15 protein-coding genes and 2 pseudogenes are annotated in these 14908 nt (G+C 49.6%); 6 read left to right on the top strand and 11 right to left on the bottom strand.

The features are described from left to right. Positions 1 to 145: 145 nt before the first annotated feature. Both A7090_RS27240 and arnF read left to right on the top strand, forming a co-directional pair. Positions 146 to 214: pseudogene (locus A7090_RS27240) on the top strand (hypothetical protein); the annotation flags it as partial. Next, a pseudogene (gene arnF, locus A7090_RS26160) lies at positions 206 to 478 on the top strand (4-amino-4-deoxy-L-arabinose-phosphoundecaprenol flippase subunit ArnF); the annotation flags it as partial. The pseudogenes A7090_RS27240 and arnF, both read left to right, overlap by 9 nt. On the opposite strand, the gene pmrD reads toward arnF, so the two are convergent. From pmrD to A7090_RS09090, 9 genes are all read right to left on the bottom strand, one after another. Continuing rightward, on the bottom strand, positions 472 to 738 hold the full coding sequence (gene pmrD / locus A7090_RS09130; RefSeq protein WP_105273814.1) for a signal transduction protein PmrD: 267 nt from the start codon (positions 736 to 738) through the stop codon (positions 472 to 474). The pseudogene arnF and the gene pmrD overlap by 7 nt on opposite strands. A gap of 108 nt (positions 739 to 846) precedes the next feature. Next, positions 847 to 2202, bottom strand: a complete 1356-nt coding sequence (gene menE, locus A7090_RS09125) for an o-succinylbenzoate--CoA ligase (protein WP_105273779.1) — start codon at positions 2200 to 2202, stop codon at positions 847 to 849. Further along, complete coding sequence (gene menC, locus A7090_RS09120; RefSeq protein WP_105273778.1) at positions 2199 to 3161, bottom strand: o-succinylbenzoate synthase; 963 nt, start codon at positions 3159 to 3161, stop codon at positions 2199 to 2201. The genes menE and menC overlap by 4 nt, the downstream gene beginning before the upstream one ends. After that, positions 3161 to 4018 (bottom strand): 1,4-dihydroxy-2-naphthoyl-CoA synthase, encoded by an 858-nt coding sequence (menB, locus tag A7090_RS09115; RefSeq protein WP_105273777.1) that lies wholly within the window; start codon positions 4016 to 4018, stop codon positions 3161 to 3163. Before menB ends, menC begins: the two co-directional genes overlap by 1 nt. A 14-nt stretch (positions 4019 to 4032) precedes the next feature. Then, positions 4033 to 4791, bottom strand: coding sequence for a 2-succinyl-6-hydroxy-2,4-cyclohexadiene-1-carboxylate synthase (gene menH / locus A7090_RS09110; RefSeq protein WP_105273776.1), 759 nt, complete (start codon positions 4789 to 4791; stop codon positions 4033 to 4035). Beyond that, positions 4788 to 6458 (bottom strand): 2-succinyl-5-enolpyruvyl-6-hydroxy-3-cyclohexene-1-carboxylic-acid synthase, encoded by a 1671-nt coding sequence (gene menD, locus A7090_RS09105; protein ID WP_105273775.1) that lies wholly within the window; start codon positions 6456 to 6458, stop codon positions 4788 to 4790. The genes menH and menD overlap by 4 nt, the downstream gene beginning before the upstream one ends. A gap of 88 nt (positions 6459 to 6546) precedes the next feature. Further along, positions 6547 to 7842: an isochorismate synthase MenF gene (gene menF, locus A7090_RS09100; protein ID WP_105273774.1), complete on the bottom strand. Its 1296-nt coding sequence runs from the start codon at positions 7840 to 7842 to the stop codon at positions 6547 to 6549. Between the two features lie 78 nt (positions 7843 to 7920). Next, complete coding sequence (elaB, locus tag A7090_RS09095) at positions 7921 to 8226, bottom strand: stress response protein ElaB (RefSeq protein ID WP_000070621.1); 306 nt, start codon at positions 8224 to 8226, stop codon at positions 7921 to 7923. 54 nt (positions 8227 to 8280) lie between these two features. Then, positions 8281 to 8742 carry a GNAT family N-acetyltransferase gene (locus A7090_RS09090; RefSeq protein ID WP_105273773.1) on the bottom strand — a complete coding sequence of 154 codons (462 nt, stop codon included), beginning with the start codon at positions 8740 to 8742 and terminating at the stop codon, positions 8281 to 8283. Between the two features lie 64 nt (positions 8743 to 8806). Here A7090_RS09090 and rbn point away from each other — a divergent pair, with 64 nt between their 5' ends. Further along, positions 8807 to 9724: a ribonuclease BN gene (gene rbn / locus A7090_RS09085; protein WP_105273813.1), complete on the top strand. Its 918-nt coding sequence runs from the start codon at positions 8807 to 8809 to the stop codon at positions 9722 to 9724. A gap of 120 nt (positions 9725 to 9844) precedes the next feature. Here the strand turns inward: rbn and A7090_RS09080 are convergent, their stop codons facing one another. Beyond that, on the bottom strand, positions 9845 to 11590 hold the full coding sequence (locus tag A7090_RS09080) for a vWA domain-containing protein (RefSeq protein ID WP_105273772.1): 1746 nt from the start codon (positions 11588 to 11590) through the stop codon (positions 9845 to 9847). A gap of 148 nt (positions 11591 to 11738) precedes the next feature. Here A7090_RS09080 and A7090_RS09075 point away from each other — a divergent pair, with 148 nt between their 5' ends. The 3 genes from A7090_RS09075 to A7090_RS09065 all read left to right on the top strand — a co-directional run bounded on the left by A7090_RS09075 (position 11739) and on the right by A7090_RS09065 (position 14034). Next, a complete protein-coding gene (locus A7090_RS09075; RefSeq protein ID WP_105273771.1) occupies positions 11739 to 12701 on the top strand; it encodes a M28 family metallopeptidase in 963 nt (320 codons plus the stop codon). Between the two features lie 102 nt (positions 12702 to 12803). Beyond that, positions 12804 to 13307, top strand: coding sequence for a YfbM family protein (locus A7090_RS09070; RefSeq protein WP_105273770.1), 504 nt, complete (start codon positions 12804 to 12806; stop codon positions 13305 to 13307). A 151-nt stretch (positions 13308 to 13458) separates the two neighbouring features. Then, positions 13459 to 14034 carry a hypothetical protein gene (locus A7090_RS09065; RefSeq protein WP_105273769.1) on the top strand — a complete coding sequence of 192 codons (576 nt, stop codon included), beginning with the start codon at positions 13459 to 13461 and terminating at the stop codon, positions 14032 to 14034. Here A7090_RS09065 and A7090_RS09060 read toward each other — a convergent pair. After that, on the bottom strand, positions 14029 to 14745 hold the full coding sequence (locus tag A7090_RS09060) for a hypothetical protein (protein ID WP_105273768.1): 717 nt from the start codon (positions 14743 to 14745) through the stop codon (positions 14029 to 14031). The two genes, A7090_RS09065 and A7090_RS09060, sit on opposite strands and share 6 nt — an antisense overlap. Positions 14746 to 14908: the final 163 nt, after the last annotated feature.

The raw sequence follows: 14908 nt of genomic DNA, 5'->3' as shown, positions 1-14908 counted from the left end.
ATGACAAAATATAAACAACACTCTTTATAGCAAATATAAGTGGACAGGTATTCAATGGCAGAAGGAAAAACAATGTCAGAACTTTTGCCTTGTTCGCGACCAGCAATGGGCGTGGAGGAACTCGTTGCAGTTATTAACTCCGGGCTATATTTACGGCTGGCTGGCGGTTATCAGTTGCGTACTGACGGTTCTCCCCTGGGGACTGGCGCTGGCTTGTCCTGGCCTGGATGCCCGGATACTGTTACTTGGGCTGCTGGGTTATCTGCTTTCCGTTTTTTGTTGGTATAAAACGCTACATAAACTTGCGCTAAACAAAGCCTATGCTTTGCTCAGTATGAGCTATGTGCTGGTATAGATTACCTCAATGGTACTTCCCGGCTGGGAAGGGACTTTTTCACTGAAGGCACTACTGGGAGTAGCCTGTATTATGAGCGGGTTGATGCTGATTTTCCTGCCCACGACAAAACAACGTTACTGAGTTTTCCCTGCCGCTTTACATTGTCGTTCCCACTCATCGGAGCTATAACTGCTTGCCGAGAGGACTTTCACCGTGTGCAGCTTTTCACGATTAATACAGTAAAGCGCATTCTGCAAAGGCGAGAGTAAATCCCCGACTTTCACGGCGAAGTCACTCTTCACTTCGGCGATCATTTTTATCGCACCGCCAGCATCACAGAGCATAAGTACATGTCTGTTATTTTGTTTATCACTGCACGATTTTTTGACCAGCCATTCCATTGCATTATCCTGTTTGCTAAGAGTTTTCACATCAATTTACATATTAACAGATAAACTCTTTATCGACGGCAATGGAATGGCAAAAATGAGAAGTAAAAAGAAAGTTAATTATTGCTGGCGTTGCACCCACTCTTTTAGCGCCTGACGTGAAATTTTAATACCGCCGTTTTTCAGTTCTGATGGTAACGTCAGCCAACGCACCGGTTGTTGAAAACGGGCCAGCTTATCTTTCACCCATTCGCTAAGATCAACGCTTTGCTGGTCATACTCCACCACCGCTACTGGTCGATGGCCAAACTCCTTGTCGGCAACGGGGACGATAAACACCTGCAAAACCGCAGGATGTGCAGCAATAACACGCTCGACTTCTTCCGGCTGAATACCCTCACCGCCACTGAAGAACAGATTATCTAAGCGCCCGACAATGGCCAGTTTACCGTTATGCATCTCGCCGCGATCGCGCGTAGCGTACCAGCCTTCGTCATTAACCAGTGGAACCAGTTGTCCGTTACGCCAGTAACCTTCTGCCATGCTGGCAGCCCGCAGCCACACTTCATCGTTAACGATTTTCACTTCCCGGCCGGGCAAAGGTAAACCGACGTCTGCCAGACCGTCGGCTTCTTTCGCACAAACCGTGGAGGCAAACTCGGTCAGACCATAGCCGCAAAAGCAACGAATACCCTGCTCGCGCGCCTGTTCCGTCAACTCGACCGGGATAGCCGCGCCGCCAAGTAACACCGCTTTCAGGGAAACTGAACTGCGATTAACCAGCAAACGCCAGAGCTGCGTCGGCACCAGTGAAGCGTGAGTACAGCCTGCCAGCATTTGCTCCAATGGCTGTTTATCACGTACCGCCATCCGTGCACCAGCGTATAACCAGCGCCACATAATTCCCTGACCGGAGACGTGAAACAGCGGCAAAGAGAGCAACCAGTCATCGCGCTCACCAAATGGAATCAGCGATAATACCCCTTCGGCACTGGCAAGATGAGCCTGATAAGTATGAACAGCGGCTTTCGGTAACCCGGTGGAACCAGAGGTCAACGTCATTGAGCACAGACGCGTCGGCTGCCACACTGCTGCATGTGCGCCTTCAACCAGCTGAATGTGCAGCGACGTTAACGCCGGAAACGTGTTATCCCCTTCCGGCACCAGCGTAAAGTGCAGCATAAGACTGGGCAGCAATTCTTCAAGCAACGGTTGCGGCAGCTGAGGGTTTACGGGCAGCACCCGCGCCCCGCATTGCAGTAACGCCAGCCAGGCCAGCAGCGTTTGCGGCGTATTCCACGCCCGCAACATCACGCCGCAGCCCTCAGCCACACCCTGCGCCGAAAAACCTGAGGCTAATTCATCGACGCGAGCACAAAGCTCGCGCCAGTTGAGTTGCTCATCATTAAGACGTAAGGCGATGGCTTCTCCCCGCACTTGCCGCCAGTGACGCCACGGCCAGTCAGAGAAGATCATAACAGCCGCTCCAGTGCATCAATGTCCACGAATGGTAGCGGGCTTCCCGGCCAGCGACGAACCTGCTGCGCCTGCATCAGATCCAGCGTGTCCAGCCCTGGAATAGTCTCTGGCGTTAACCAGGCAGCAATCCGTGCCAGTTGCGTTAGGCCTAAGCTCGACTCAATGGAAGAACTGATCACCGCCGTCAGCCCCAGCGCGTGCGCCGCCTGCACCTGCTCACGTACTTTATCCAGGCTGCCCGTGAGCGTGGGTTTGATCACCACCGCGCGCACGCCCTCTTCAGCCACAAAGGCAAAATCCGGCTCGCGCAAGCTTTCATCCCAGGCAATGGCAATGCCGGTTTCACGGGCAAACGCACGCGAATCATCGCGGGTTTTGCACGGTTCTTCGAGAAACGCGATGCGGTCGCGATAATCCGGGTTAACGTATTTGGCAAACTGCTGGCCTTTCAGCGGCGTCCAGGCGCGATTCGCGTCAAGACGCAAATGCAGATCCGGAATTGCCTCCAGCAACAGATTAACCACCATGCCGTCGCGCACGGCTTCGTACAATCCCACTTTGACCTTCGCCACTTTCTCGCCAGGCATATCGGCAAGTTTGAGGATCAGATCGTCAGGATCGCCATTACACAGCGGCGCAGCACGGTAATTGGCCGCCTGCGGGAGCGTGTCTGCCAACTCTGCCAATGCACAGCTTACGCCAAAGGCGACGGAAGGCATCTGCGGTAGCTCGCAATTGCCTGCCAGCCAGTTATTTACCCAGGCAAGCAGCACACTTTGCGCCTCTTCCCAGGTTTCCTGACTGAAGCCTGGCAGTGGGGAGATCTCCCCCCACCCTTCGCGCTCGCCCTCACGCAGGCAAATGTACAGCCCGTCGCGGGTTTTTAACCGCCTGTCGCGCAGAACCACCCCCGCGTCCATGGGGATCTGCCAGCGGTATACCTGCGCGCTACGCATTACGGATTCCGTTTGAATTTGCTGAAGTCAGGCTGACGTTTCTGGTTGAAAGCGTTGCGACCTTCCTGACCTTCTTCCGTCATGTAGAACAGCATGGTGGCGTTGCCCGCCAACTCCTGCAAACCCGCCTGACCGTCACAGTCGGCGTTCAGTGCAGCTTTCAGGCAGCGCAGCGCCATCGGGCTGTTTTGCAGCATTTCGCGACACCAACGGACGGTTTCTTTTTCCAGATCTGCCAGCGGTACCACGGTGTTCACAAGGCCCATATCCAGCGCCTGTTTCGCGTCGTACTGACGGCACAGGAACCAGATTTCACGCGCTTTTTTCTGCCCGACAATGCGAGCCATGTAGGAAGCGCCCCAGCCGCCGTCGAAGGAACCGACTTTCGGGCCTGTCTGACCGAAGATGGCATTATCTGCCGCGATGGTCAGGTCGCACATCATGTGCAGAACGTGACCGCCGCCGATGGAGTAGCCAGCCACCATCGCGACGACAGGTTTCGGGCAGGTACGGATCTGACGCTGGAAATCCAGCACGTTCAGGTGATGTACGCCGGAATCATCTTTATAGCCGCCGTAATCACCACGCACCTTCTGGTCACCGCCGGAGCAGAACGCTTTATCGCCTGCGCCAGTCAGAATGATCGCGCCGATGTTGTCGTCATAACGCGCATCTGCCAGTGCCTGGATCATCTCTTTTACCGTCAGAGGACGGAAGGCATTGCGCACCTGCGGACGATTAATGGTGATTTTTGCGATACCGTCGGTGGATTTTTCATAACGAATGTCCTCGAAACCTTCGGAGCAATCGTTCCATTCAACCGGTGCGTAAAGCATTGCTTCATCAGGATAAATCATAGTGTGTCCTTTAGTCAGAAACGCAAGATCTGCGCCAGACTTGCGATTACGCCAGCGGGATTTTCCCGGTGCGCGTTGTGTCCGGCGCGAGGAATGACATGGCAGTCGGCAGCCAGTTCCACCGCCAGAGCGCGGAATTTGCTGTCACGTTCACCACATAAATAATAAAACGCAAATGTGCGGGCGCTAAGGTTAGCACGTAAATCGGGCTGGACGGCGAGAGAAGTGGCCTCCAGCATGGCGGCAAGCGTTACGCCGTTATTGTGGCTACGCAGCGCCACCAGCTCCCGACGTTGTTCGTCATTGAGCGAGGCAAAAACAGGCTGGTGATACCAGTCGGTAAATACTGCCGTTAACGGTTCTGTGCGAAAACGCTGCGCCCAGCGGCGATCGGAAAGCTGGCGTTCCGCACGTTTTTCAGCACTTTGCAACCCAGGATGCCCACCTTCGACAATAACGCCACAAAGCCCTGGTATCCCCTGACAAGCCGCCATCATCGCCACCCGTCCACCGAGCGAGTACCCCACCAGCCAGAAGTTAAGTATGTTGTAACTAACTAGGGTTTTACGCAGTAAGTTAGTGACATCATCAAATCCATCGACGCTGATTGCCGCCGAACTACCGTGACCAGGGAGATCAACATACAACCGCGAGTAGTCTGCAAACACCTCACCCACTTCTTGCCATTCATAGCTATCGCCGGAAAAACCGTGCAAAAACACCAGCCAGGGTAAACCTGGTTTGCCGTGTTTGGCCTGCGCGTGCAGGATCATAAATGGCTTACCTGCGCCAGCAGTTGCTGGAGGGTTTGCGCACCATCGGTGTCATTAACCACCATTTCAATCACCGTGGTGGTCGGAGTACGCCAGGCATCGGCAAGTGCTGTTTCAAGTTCCTGCCAGTTTTGCGGACGATGATATTTCAGCTCGAACATCGCTGCGGCGTGCTCAAAATGGACGTTTTGCGGCATCAGATAGAAACGCTCGCGCTCGCTTTTCGGCGTTGGCAACAGCGAGAAAATTTGTCCACCGTTGTTGTTCACCACAATTAATACCAACGGCGCGGAAACCTGGCGCAATAACGCCAGCGCGTTCAGGTCGTAAAGTGCGGAGAGATCGCCCACAATCGCCAGCGTTGGTTTACCACTGGCCCGCTGAACGCCTGCGGCAGTCGAGAGTAGCCCGTCAATTCCGCTGGCCCCACGGTTGCTATACACCGGGTAACCCGCCGGAAGTTGCGAAAGCGCATCAATCAAACGCACCACCAGGCTGTTGCCTACAAACAGTTGCCCCTGTTCCGGCAAGTAGCTGTTGATACGGTGCGCCAGTTGCGCTTCGCCAAAAGCATCGCGACGGGCAACAACAGCCTGCATTGCCTGTTCAGCCAGGCGCGGGATTTCAACGCACCAGGGCTGGCGTTTTTCTGCCGGATGCAGCTCCAGCCAGTCGGCAATATTGGCAACCAAGCGACGCCCACGATGGTGCGCTGGATCAAGTCGCCCTTCGATGTCATCAACAATCCAGTACTCTTCTGGTTCACAGCTCACCTGCCATTGCAGGAGCCGTTTGCCGGTCAGGCTGCTACCCAGTTGCACCACAATTTGTGCCTGCTGTAATTCACTCACCGCTTTGGCATTGCCTAACCAGAGATCGGCACACGGCAGCGGCTGCCCGGTTTGCGACAGCACGTCACCAATCAGCGGCCAGCCAAGAGTTTGCGCCCACTGGGCCACTTTTTTGCCCTCTTCCGCGCTCATACGCCCGGCAACCACCACGCCGCGCTTTTGCCGCCAGAAGAACCAGTCGCGCTGTTTTTCACTTTCCAGACGAGGCGCTTCACGCAGCCACGGTTTGTCGTCCTGCCACCAGTCGCCCAGACCTTGTTGCCAGCTAAGCCCGGTGTCGTCCATCTCACCATACAACGGTTCAGCAAACGGGCAGTTAATATGCACCCCACCCGCATGCAGCGTACCTAAAGCGTGGTCGATAGTAGAAACCAGCCAACGAGCAGGAATATCCTGAGTCGGACGCGGCAGTGAAATGCTATACGCAGGATGAGTAGCAAACATTCCCGGCTGACGAATCGCCTGATTCGCGCCGCAGTCAATGAGCTCAGGCGGGCGATCGGCGGTTAACAGGATCAGTTTTTCTCCGGTTAACCCCGCTTCAATCAGTGCCGGATAGAGATTCGCCACCGCCGTACCGGAGGTCACAATCACCGCCACCGGCTGCTTGCTGACTTTCGCCAGCCCCAGCGCCAGATGCCCCAGTCCACGCTCATCAAAATGGGTATGGTGAATGAATGCAGAATTCTCTGCCGCCGCTAACGTTAACGGGGTAGAACGCGAGCCAGGGGCGATGCAGACGTGTCTGACGCCGTGACGCGTTAATGCTTCCAGAATGACCGCCGCCCAGCGTCGGTTAAATGCGCTTACTGACATGAGTTTGTCCGGTATCAATATTGCGGCTAAGTATAAGGAGCTACAAAAATAGATTATTGATATGAATCGGTAATGATGCGACTCATTACTATTCCATTTGTAATAAAGTCCGCAGTCCTGCCGCTTTGTTGTCGATTTCCTGCCACTCTTGCTCGGGGTCGGAGCCACGGAGAATGCCCGCGCCAGCATATAATCGCACGACATTGCCGCTGATTTTTGCTGAGCGCAGGGAAACGCAGAATTCGCTTTGTTGTAATGAGAGATAGCCCGCAGAACCGGCGTACCATTCTCGGGTGAACAGTTCGTGACGGGCGATAAACTGTCGCGCCAGATCGCGCGGTAAGCCAGCAACGGCTGCCGTTGGCTGCAACTGATGTAGACAGATCACATCATCCGCTTTGTTGAGTGAAGTCCAGATACAGCGGCGAAGATGCTGCACTTTACGCAGACGCAGTACCTGCGGCGGTAAAACATCCAGTGTCTGGGTATCGGCCTGTAATCGTTGGCAGATATCTTCCACCACCAGCATGTTCTCGCGCTGGTTTTTATCATCTGCCATCAGCCACTCACCCAACTGCCGCGCCTGCTTATCATCAGGATGATTTGCTACCGTTCCCGCCAGCGCTTCAGTACGCAGCGCTTTGTCACGCCGCCGCCATAACCGTTCCGGTGAAGAGCCAAGAAAAGCATTTTCGCCATCAAAGGCCATGTAAAAATGGTAGCAGTTCAGATTGAGCCGGCGACTGGCCGCCATCATCGCCGCCGCATTGACTGGACTTGCGAAATGCAGGTCAGTTGCCCGGGCAAGAACCACTTTGTCGAGCTCACCTTCGGCGATGGTTTTCGTGGCCAGTTCGATTAATTGCGTCCAGCCCGTTTTGTCCGGCCAGTGTTGTTCTCGCGTAGTGGTTAAATGTAACCCAGGCAAGGGTTTAATATTCACCAGTGTGGCGATAAATTCTTTTGCCTTGATCGCATCGTGCTCAAGGGAGCTTTCGCTGAATAGCGTCAGCCGCAGTGTGGCTTTACCGCCACAGCGTCGCCATTCCAGGCGTGGTAAAAGTAAATGGCCCTGCGACGGGTCAAACGCATTTAGCCCCCAGATGCGTAAGTCGGCGTGTTCCGGGTGCTGACGAAGAAAACGTTGCGCCTGGTCCAACGATGTAAAACAGGTAATCGCGCCCAGGACAGCAGCTTCTTCATCACCATTACGCTGTTGCCAGTAGAATTGCGGATACGCCCGCTGACTGGCCAGCCAGCTTAAGGCATCAAAAGCGTCTTTGAGAGGGAAAGGAATATCGATAACCCGAATGCCGGGTGTCGCCGGAATCTCTTGCGACAAATGGCGCAGTAGACTTTCCAGCGCCGTAGTAAGTGATTGCACGCAGACCTCTCCCTGTTAAAAGCCTCACATTATACGGGGTACTACAACAAAAATGCAGTACCCCGGTGTAATGAGGTTTTAGCGGCGTGCCAGCAACAGTCCTAATACCAGCCCAACAGCAGCGCCCACGCCAATTCCTTGCCAGGGCTTTTCGTGGACGTAGTCATCAGCACGATAAACGGCCTGCTTCGCCCGATAGTAATAACTGTCTGAAGCCTGGCTAACCCGTTTTTTCACATCATCCAGCGCTTTTTCTGCACGCGCTTTCAGCTCAACATATTTCTGATCGGCGGGATCGCCAGAGGAGCGGAGCACCTCTTCCAGTGTTTCACTAAGCAGCGTCAGGTCATCATCGATACGTGTATCACCAAACTGATTAGACATTCTCGTTCTCCATTTGCGTAAAACCTGTCACTAACTATAGACAAGGGTTATTGATTACGCCTGAATTACCTCGCGTGCCATCCCAATGTGTGGGATACCATCTTCTTCATAGACCTCCGTCACTGGGATAAAGCCAAAACTCTGGTAGAAGTTTTGCAGATGCGCCTGCGCCCCGAGGTAAACAGGCTTATCAGGCCAGTGATGCGCACATGTTTCGAGTGTTTTACTCATCAGCTGTTGCCCCACTTTTTGGCCACGCAACGCTTCACTGACAATCACCCGAGCAATAACGACCGGCGCAAGATCATCATCACTTTTCAGAATCCTCGCATACGCCACCAGTTCATTATTTTTCCAACCGAGAATATGGCGATTATCTCCCGTCAAATCATCACCATCGATATCCTGATAAGGGCAATTCTGCTCGACAACAAACACTGCGCAACGCAGTTGTAATAAGGCATAAAGCTGGGAAACCGATAATTCAGCGTGATGCAGATCTTGCCATTCAATCATAATGCTCTCCTTTTAGATGTATGCCTTATACTAGCCGGAATATTTTTTGAAACGTGATGAACTCATGGAATTAATTTTTTTAGGTACTTCGGCCGGTGTGCCAACGCGTACGCGTAATGTCACAGCAATATTGCTTAACCTGCAACATCCTACCCAGAGCGGACTTTGGTTGTTTGACTGCGGTGAAGGCACCCAGCATCAGCTCCTGCATACCGCCTTTAACCCTGGAAAACTGAACAAGATTTTTATCAGTCACCTTCATGGCGATCATCTCTTTGGTTTACCCGGCTTGCTGTGCAGTCGTTCCATGTCAGGCATTGTGCAGCCCTTAACGATTTATGGTCCGCAAGGTGTCCGTGAATTTGTGGAGACCGCGCTGCGAATTAGCGGCTCGTGGACCGATTATCCGCTGGAAATTGTCGAAATTATCGCTGGCGAAATTCTTGATGACGGCCTGCGCAAAGTGACCGCTTATCCGATGGAACACCCATTAGAATGTTATGGCTATCGTATTGAAGAGCATGATAAACCAGGTGCATTAGATGCCCGGGCATTAAAAGCTGCTGGCGTGCCGTCTGGCCCGCTGTTTCAGGAATTAAAAGCAGGCAAAACAATCACGCTGGAAGACGGCAGGCAGATTAACGGCGCAGATTACTTAGCCGCACCAACGCCAGGTAAAGCACTCGCTATTTTCGGCGATACCAGTCCCTGCGATGCCGCAATCGACCTGGCTAAAGGTGTCGATGTCATGGTGCATGAAGCAACGCTGGATATAACCATGGAAGCCAAAGCCAATAGTCGCGGCCACAGCTCTACACGCCAGGCTGCGACACTGGCCCGTGAGGCCGGAGTCGGAAAGCTAATTATTACCCACGTCAGCTCGCGTTATGATGACAAAGGTTGTCAGCACCTGTTACGTGAATGCCGGTCAATTTTCCCGGCGACCGAACTGGCGAATGATTTCGCAGTGTTTAGCATTTAAGTCAAAAGAGGTGGTTAGTTGGCTGATTAATTTAATGATACCAACGCACTTATTTGACATTTTTTCATCTGTTTGCCGGATACGTTTGATGTCGATATCAGGCAAACAGAATTATCATTTTTAGTTTTGTGAATTGTCCAGATCTTTCGCCAGTCCAATCAGGCGAATAAATTCCGCTCTGTAACCCTGTGGATCTTCCCCTTTTGCCTTCTGAGCCCACTGTTTGATCTGCTGCCAGGAGGTATTATTCAGGTATTCAGAACCGCGTAACTTTTGCCCATATGCAGCCACTGCTGCGCGAAAACGCATATCTTCTGAAGGTGCCTTTATTGCGAATGCCAACGGGAATTCAACTAACTGACTTTCTTTTCCCTGCGGGTATTTCCAACGAATCTTTAACCAGGCAAGTTCTTTTGTTTTGTCCGATTTCGCTGATTTGTTATCCGGGGCATAGCGTAACTTATCAATTGATGCTTTTTGCCCTTTCAGCGTTAATTCAAATAACAATGTTATATGTTTACCTGCGCCAATATCACCCGCATCAACGTTGTCGTTATTAAAATCCTCTGCCCTAAGTTGGCGCTTTTCATAACCTATCTGACGGTATTCCGTTACCCACGCGGGGTTAAACTCAATTTGCGCTTTGACATCTTTTGCTACGGTAATCAACGTCTGCCGCATTTCACTGTTCAACACTTTCTGCGCCTCTGAGAGGGTATCAATGTAGCTATAGTTGCCGTTACCAACATCGGCAATTCTCACCATCATTGCCTCGTTATAATTGCTATCCCCCACGCCAAGCGTCGACAGAGTAACACCGGACTCACGCTGTTTTTTGACCATTGATTCAATCGATTTTGGATCGTCAATGCCAACGTTAAAGTCACCGTCAGTGGCCAATAAAATGCGATTGATACCACCTTTAATAAACCCCTTCGCTGCCTGCTGATAAGCCATCTCCAGCCCGGCACCGCCATTGGTACTGCCTTCTGCATCCAGCGAATCAATTGCAGCATTAATTTCTGCCTTGTGACTACCGGAGATAGAAGGCAACGCAATACGAGAGTCGCCAGCGTAGGTCACGATGGCAATGTTATCCTGCTCACGAAGTTCTTTGACCAATAATTTCAACGAAGACTGGATAAGTGGCAAACGTTCATCAGAAATCATTGAACCAGACGTGTCGATAAGAAAGACCAGATTAGAAGCTGGTAACTCTTCACTTTTGCGATCTTTCGCCAGGATATCAATTTTCAGCAATGTTCGCTGTTCATTCCAGGGTGCAGGTGCCAATTCGTAGCGCATAGCGAAAGGTATTGGCTTAGAGGCCGGAATAGATTGTTTGTCTTTGATATCCCAGTCAGACGGGAAATAATTGACTATCTCCTCCACCCGCACAGCGTCTGGCGGAGGTAACAGCCCTTGATTAAGGAAACGCCGCACATTCGCATAACTGCCGGTGTCGACGTCAAGGCTAAACGTCACGAGTGGGTTTTGCGCTACCTGCTTAACCGGATTATCATCGAACTGCTGGTAGCGAGCGGTTCCTGGATTTGCGATATGTGTAGTGTTTGCTTTAGCCGCTCGTGCAAATGTTGGCGCTTCCTGCAATCTCCCCTGCAAAGTCTGTTTATCTGAATATTGTTGCACTTCTTGCTGGGCTAAGGCTTTCGCGTCTGCAGCAGCTTTAGCGGCGGCTGCGCTTTGCTCTACCTCTTTTATTGCAGCTTGTTGCGCGACAAGCACTTGCTGGTCTGAGGGGGTACTGGGTTGTTGTTGCTGACTTTCCTTATCCTCAGGTTCCGGCCCACATCCTGACAAAATCAAACTACTTATAAGTAACATGATTATATTTTTATTTCGCATATAAAATCCTTTTAAATAAACTCAGGGCCCATACATAAAATATACTCTTTGTATAATCCTGCTAATCTTAATAAAATACAATCTCGAAATTCATAACAAATAATGATTCGACAACGCAACCCATTAATAATTTGCATATGAAAAAAAAATAAATTTTGCTTTTATTATATTATTTCTGTTTTCACTCCCTCTGATTATTTTTTACCAACCCTGGGTGAATGCATTACCGCCAACGCCCCGACACGCAAGTCCTGAGCAATTAGAAAAAACAGTTCGTTATCTTACACAAACTGTGCATCCACGTAGTGCCGACAATATTGATAATCTGAATAGGTCCGCAGAGTATATAAAAGAGGTCTTTGTCAGTAGCGGTGCCAGAGTTACCTCGCAGGATGTCCCCATTACAGGTGGCCCCTACAAAAACATTGTTGCTGATTATGGTCCTGCCGATGGACCGCTGATTATTATTGGTGCGCATTATGACTCTGCCAGCAGTTATGAAAACGATCAATTGACCTATACGCCGGGCGCGGATGATAACGCCAGCGGTGTGGCAGGATTACTCGAACTGGCACGTTTGTTACATCAGCAAGTACCGAAAACAGGCGTGCAGCTGGTCGCCTATGCGTCGGAAGAACCGCCCTTCTTTCGTAGCGATGAAATGGGGAGCGCGGTACATGCAGCTTCGCTTACCCGCCCAGTACAATTAATGATTTCTCTGGAAATGATTGGCTATTACGACTCTGCGCCTGGAAGCCAGGATTACCCATCCCCGGCCATGTCCTGGCTTTATCCCGATCGGGGAGACTTTATTGCCGTGGTCGGCAGAATGCAGGATATCAACGCCGTTCGTCAGGCAAAAGCAGCATTGATGTCATCCCGGGATTTATCTGTTTATTCTATGAATGCTCCAGGATTTATTCCCGGCATTGATTTCTCTGACCACCTTAATTATTGGCAACATGATATTTCCGCCATAATGATTACTGACACCGCTTTTTATCGTAATAAACAATACCACTTGCCCGGTGATACCGCAGACAGATTGAATTATCAGAAAATGGCTCAGGTGGTGGATGGCGTTATCACCTTGTTATACAACAGTAAATAATAAAAATTTCTCGAGGCGGCTCCAGAAAAAGCAACATACGTATTTTATTTTCCCTCGTCTGTTTTAAGATGCGAAAAATGAAATTCAACGGAGAAGTAATAAATGGGCATGATTGGCTATTTTGCAGAAATTGACTCAAAAAAGATTAATCAACTGCTTGAGTCTACTGAAAAACCTTTGATGGATAATATACATGACACGCTTTCAGGATTACGCCGACTGGATATTGATAAACGCTGGGATTTTTTACACTTTGGCCTGACAGGCACCTCTGCTTTTGATCCCGCAAAGAATGATCCGCTGAGTCGTGCAGTGCTTGGTGAACACAGCCTCGAAGATGGTATAGATGGCTTTCTGGGGTTAACCTGGAATCAGGAGTTAGGCGCGACAATCGACCGCCTGGAATCACTGGACCGAAGTGAGCTACGTAAACAGTTTTCCATTAAACGACTCAATGAAATGGAGATTTATCCGGGAGTGACCTTTTCAGAAGAGTTAGAGGGGCAACTCTTCGCTTCGATCATGCTTGATATGGAAAAGCTGATTAGCGCGTACAGACGTATCCTACGGCAAGGGAATCATGCATTGACGGTTATTGTTGGGTGATTCAGCTGGTAGCACAATGGAAAGTTGATGCATAGAAGTTTAAATGAAGCATTCGTATTAAAAGCTGGATATAATGCTAAAATGTTTTATCCAGCTTACGAATGATTTAACTTCGTTTTAGACTGTAGCATAAGGATTTAAGGTTATTGGGATGAAATTGAACAAGGCACTAGACTACACCCTCCTGGTTGACAGATTAAGAGCTAAAGGAATTATATTCTATGCAGGTTTGAGTGAGGCCGAGATTACTACCATTGAGCAAACTTTTAATTTCTGCTTTCCACTCGATTTTAAAGCATTTTTGCATACTGCTTTGCCTGCGTCGGAAGGTTTTATTCACTGGCGGCAAGCGCTGTACTCAGGAAAAATAGAACGCGAGGTGAAACAGAGATTCAATACTCCTATAGAGGGTGTATTATACGATGTTATGAAAAACGATTTTTGGCTTGATGTATGGGGAGAAAAAAATCTTAATTTAGATTCACGCAAAGATCATTTTGATAAAATCTCAAACCAATGCCCGGTTTTGATTCCTTTGTACAGGAATCGTTATATGGCGACATCTTTGCATACTGGTGGTAATCCCGTGTATTCAGTATATAACAGCGATATCATCTGTACTGGCAACGATCTGGCATGTTGGATGAAAACGGAATTTAACCTGGCATTACCTGGAAATTACCAGGCAGATAAAAATCCTGTTCAATTTTGGGACGATTTTTTATAACTCGTGTCTGTTATGACGGCGTGGGAAAACCTCAATATTATCCTTCACAAATTGCAGTAATATAGAATCAACCTCTCTTGCAAGTTGGTCACAATGTATTATAAGCATTTTGAATATGTCATCCTTTGTAATTTCGTAAAAATTTTCCGCCTTGTCTTTTAGCTCATCATATCGGATTCTTGCAGTAACCATTTTTTGGGCGAGTTCTAACAACCCCAAAGCTTGCAATTGCTGGTAAATATGATCACTTTCAAAAAATATCCCACAATCCATTCCCTCCCAACCAACATATTCATGCCATTCATAAACCAGCATAAATGTTTGTAAAACTGGCGGTAATAATTGGATATCTGCAAAACCAAACCAATACTTACGCTTGAGATCCCACTCATATTCAATCGCCAATGCTATTTTGTTTAAGGCATCTCCGGCATCCTTATTTTTACGTATAATCAATTCCGTCAGTGTATAGCGTTGTTCATCAATACGCCGAAGAGCTTCTGCCATATCGTAGTTTGCCGCCAGCAAAACATTCTCTGCCTCCTGATGAGTGACGTCTACTTTTGCCGTCAATATATTGATTTGGTCAATATGAAACAACTTAATGGCTTCATCAACATCACCACCAGTCTTCTCTAACAAACGCCTGGCAGCCTGGATACCGACAGATATGCTCTCCCGAAGTTTGCGAATTTCACTTAACCATTCCATGTCATAAGCCTTTAAATATTTAAGATATTATATATAACAATGGTATAACTGCATTTCCTGCTTAACGTCCATGTTATGATACTCCTGAATCTAATAAGACGTATGGCGTTGTTTCTATTTATTCGTTAATGAATTCAGACAATACCATTCACTTGATGAATGA

The sequence above is a fragment of the Escherichia sp. MOD1-EC7003 genome (genome assembly GCF_002965065.1).
Lineage (GTDB): Bacteria > Pseudomonadota > Gammaproteobacteria > Enterobacterales > Enterobacteriaceae > Escherichia.
This window is presented reverse-complemented; position numbering and strand designations above follow the sequence as displayed.

Coding starts and splice junctions, on each gene's coding strand:
- A7090_RS09065 (WP_105273769.1), top strand. CDS start 13,459: ATGAAATTGAACAAGGCACTAGACTACACCCTCCTGGTTGACAGATTA.
- menE (WP_105273779.1), bottom strand. CDS start 2,202: ATGATCTTCTCTGACTGGCCGTGGCGTCACTGGCGGCAAGTGCGGGGA.
- menD (WP_105273775.1), bottom strand. CDS start 6,458: ATGTCAGTAAGCGCATTTAACCGACGCTGGGCGGCGGTCATTCTGGAA.
- elaB (WP_000070621.1), bottom strand. CDS start 8,226: ATGTCTAATCAGTTTGGTGATACACGTATCGATGATGACCTGACGCTG.
- rbn (WP_105273813.1), top strand. CDS start 8,807: ATGGAATTAATTTTTTTAGGTACTTCGGCCGGTGTGCCAACGCGTACG.
- A7090_RS09070 (WP_105273770.1), top strand. CDS start 12,804: ATGGGCATGATTGGCTATTTTGCAGAAATTGACTCAAAAAAGATTAAT.
- menB (WP_105273777.1), bottom strand. CDS start 4,018: ATGATTTATCCTGATGAAGCAATGCTTTACGCACCGGTTGAATGGAAC.
- pmrD (WP_105273814.1), bottom strand. CDS start 738: ATGGAATGGCTGGTCAAAAAATCGTGCAGTGATAAACAAAATAACAGA.
- A7090_RS09090 (WP_105273773.1), bottom strand. CDS start 8,742: ATGATTGAATGGCAAGATCTGCATCACGCTGAATTATCGGTTTCCCAG.
- menH (WP_105273776.1), bottom strand. CDS start 4,791: ATGATCCTGCACGCGCAGGCCAAACACGGCAAACCAGGTTTACCCTGG.
- A7090_RS09080 (WP_105273772.1), bottom strand. CDS start 11,590: ATGCGAAATAAAAATATAATCATGTTACTTATAAGTAGTTTGATTTTG.
- menC (WP_105273778.1), bottom strand. CDS start 3,161: ATGCGTAGCGCGCAGGTATACCGCTGGCAGATCCCCATGGACGCGGGG.
- A7090_RS09060 (WP_105273768.1), bottom strand. CDS start 14,745: ATGGAATGGTTAAGTGAAATTCGCAAACTTCGGGAGAGCATATCTGTC.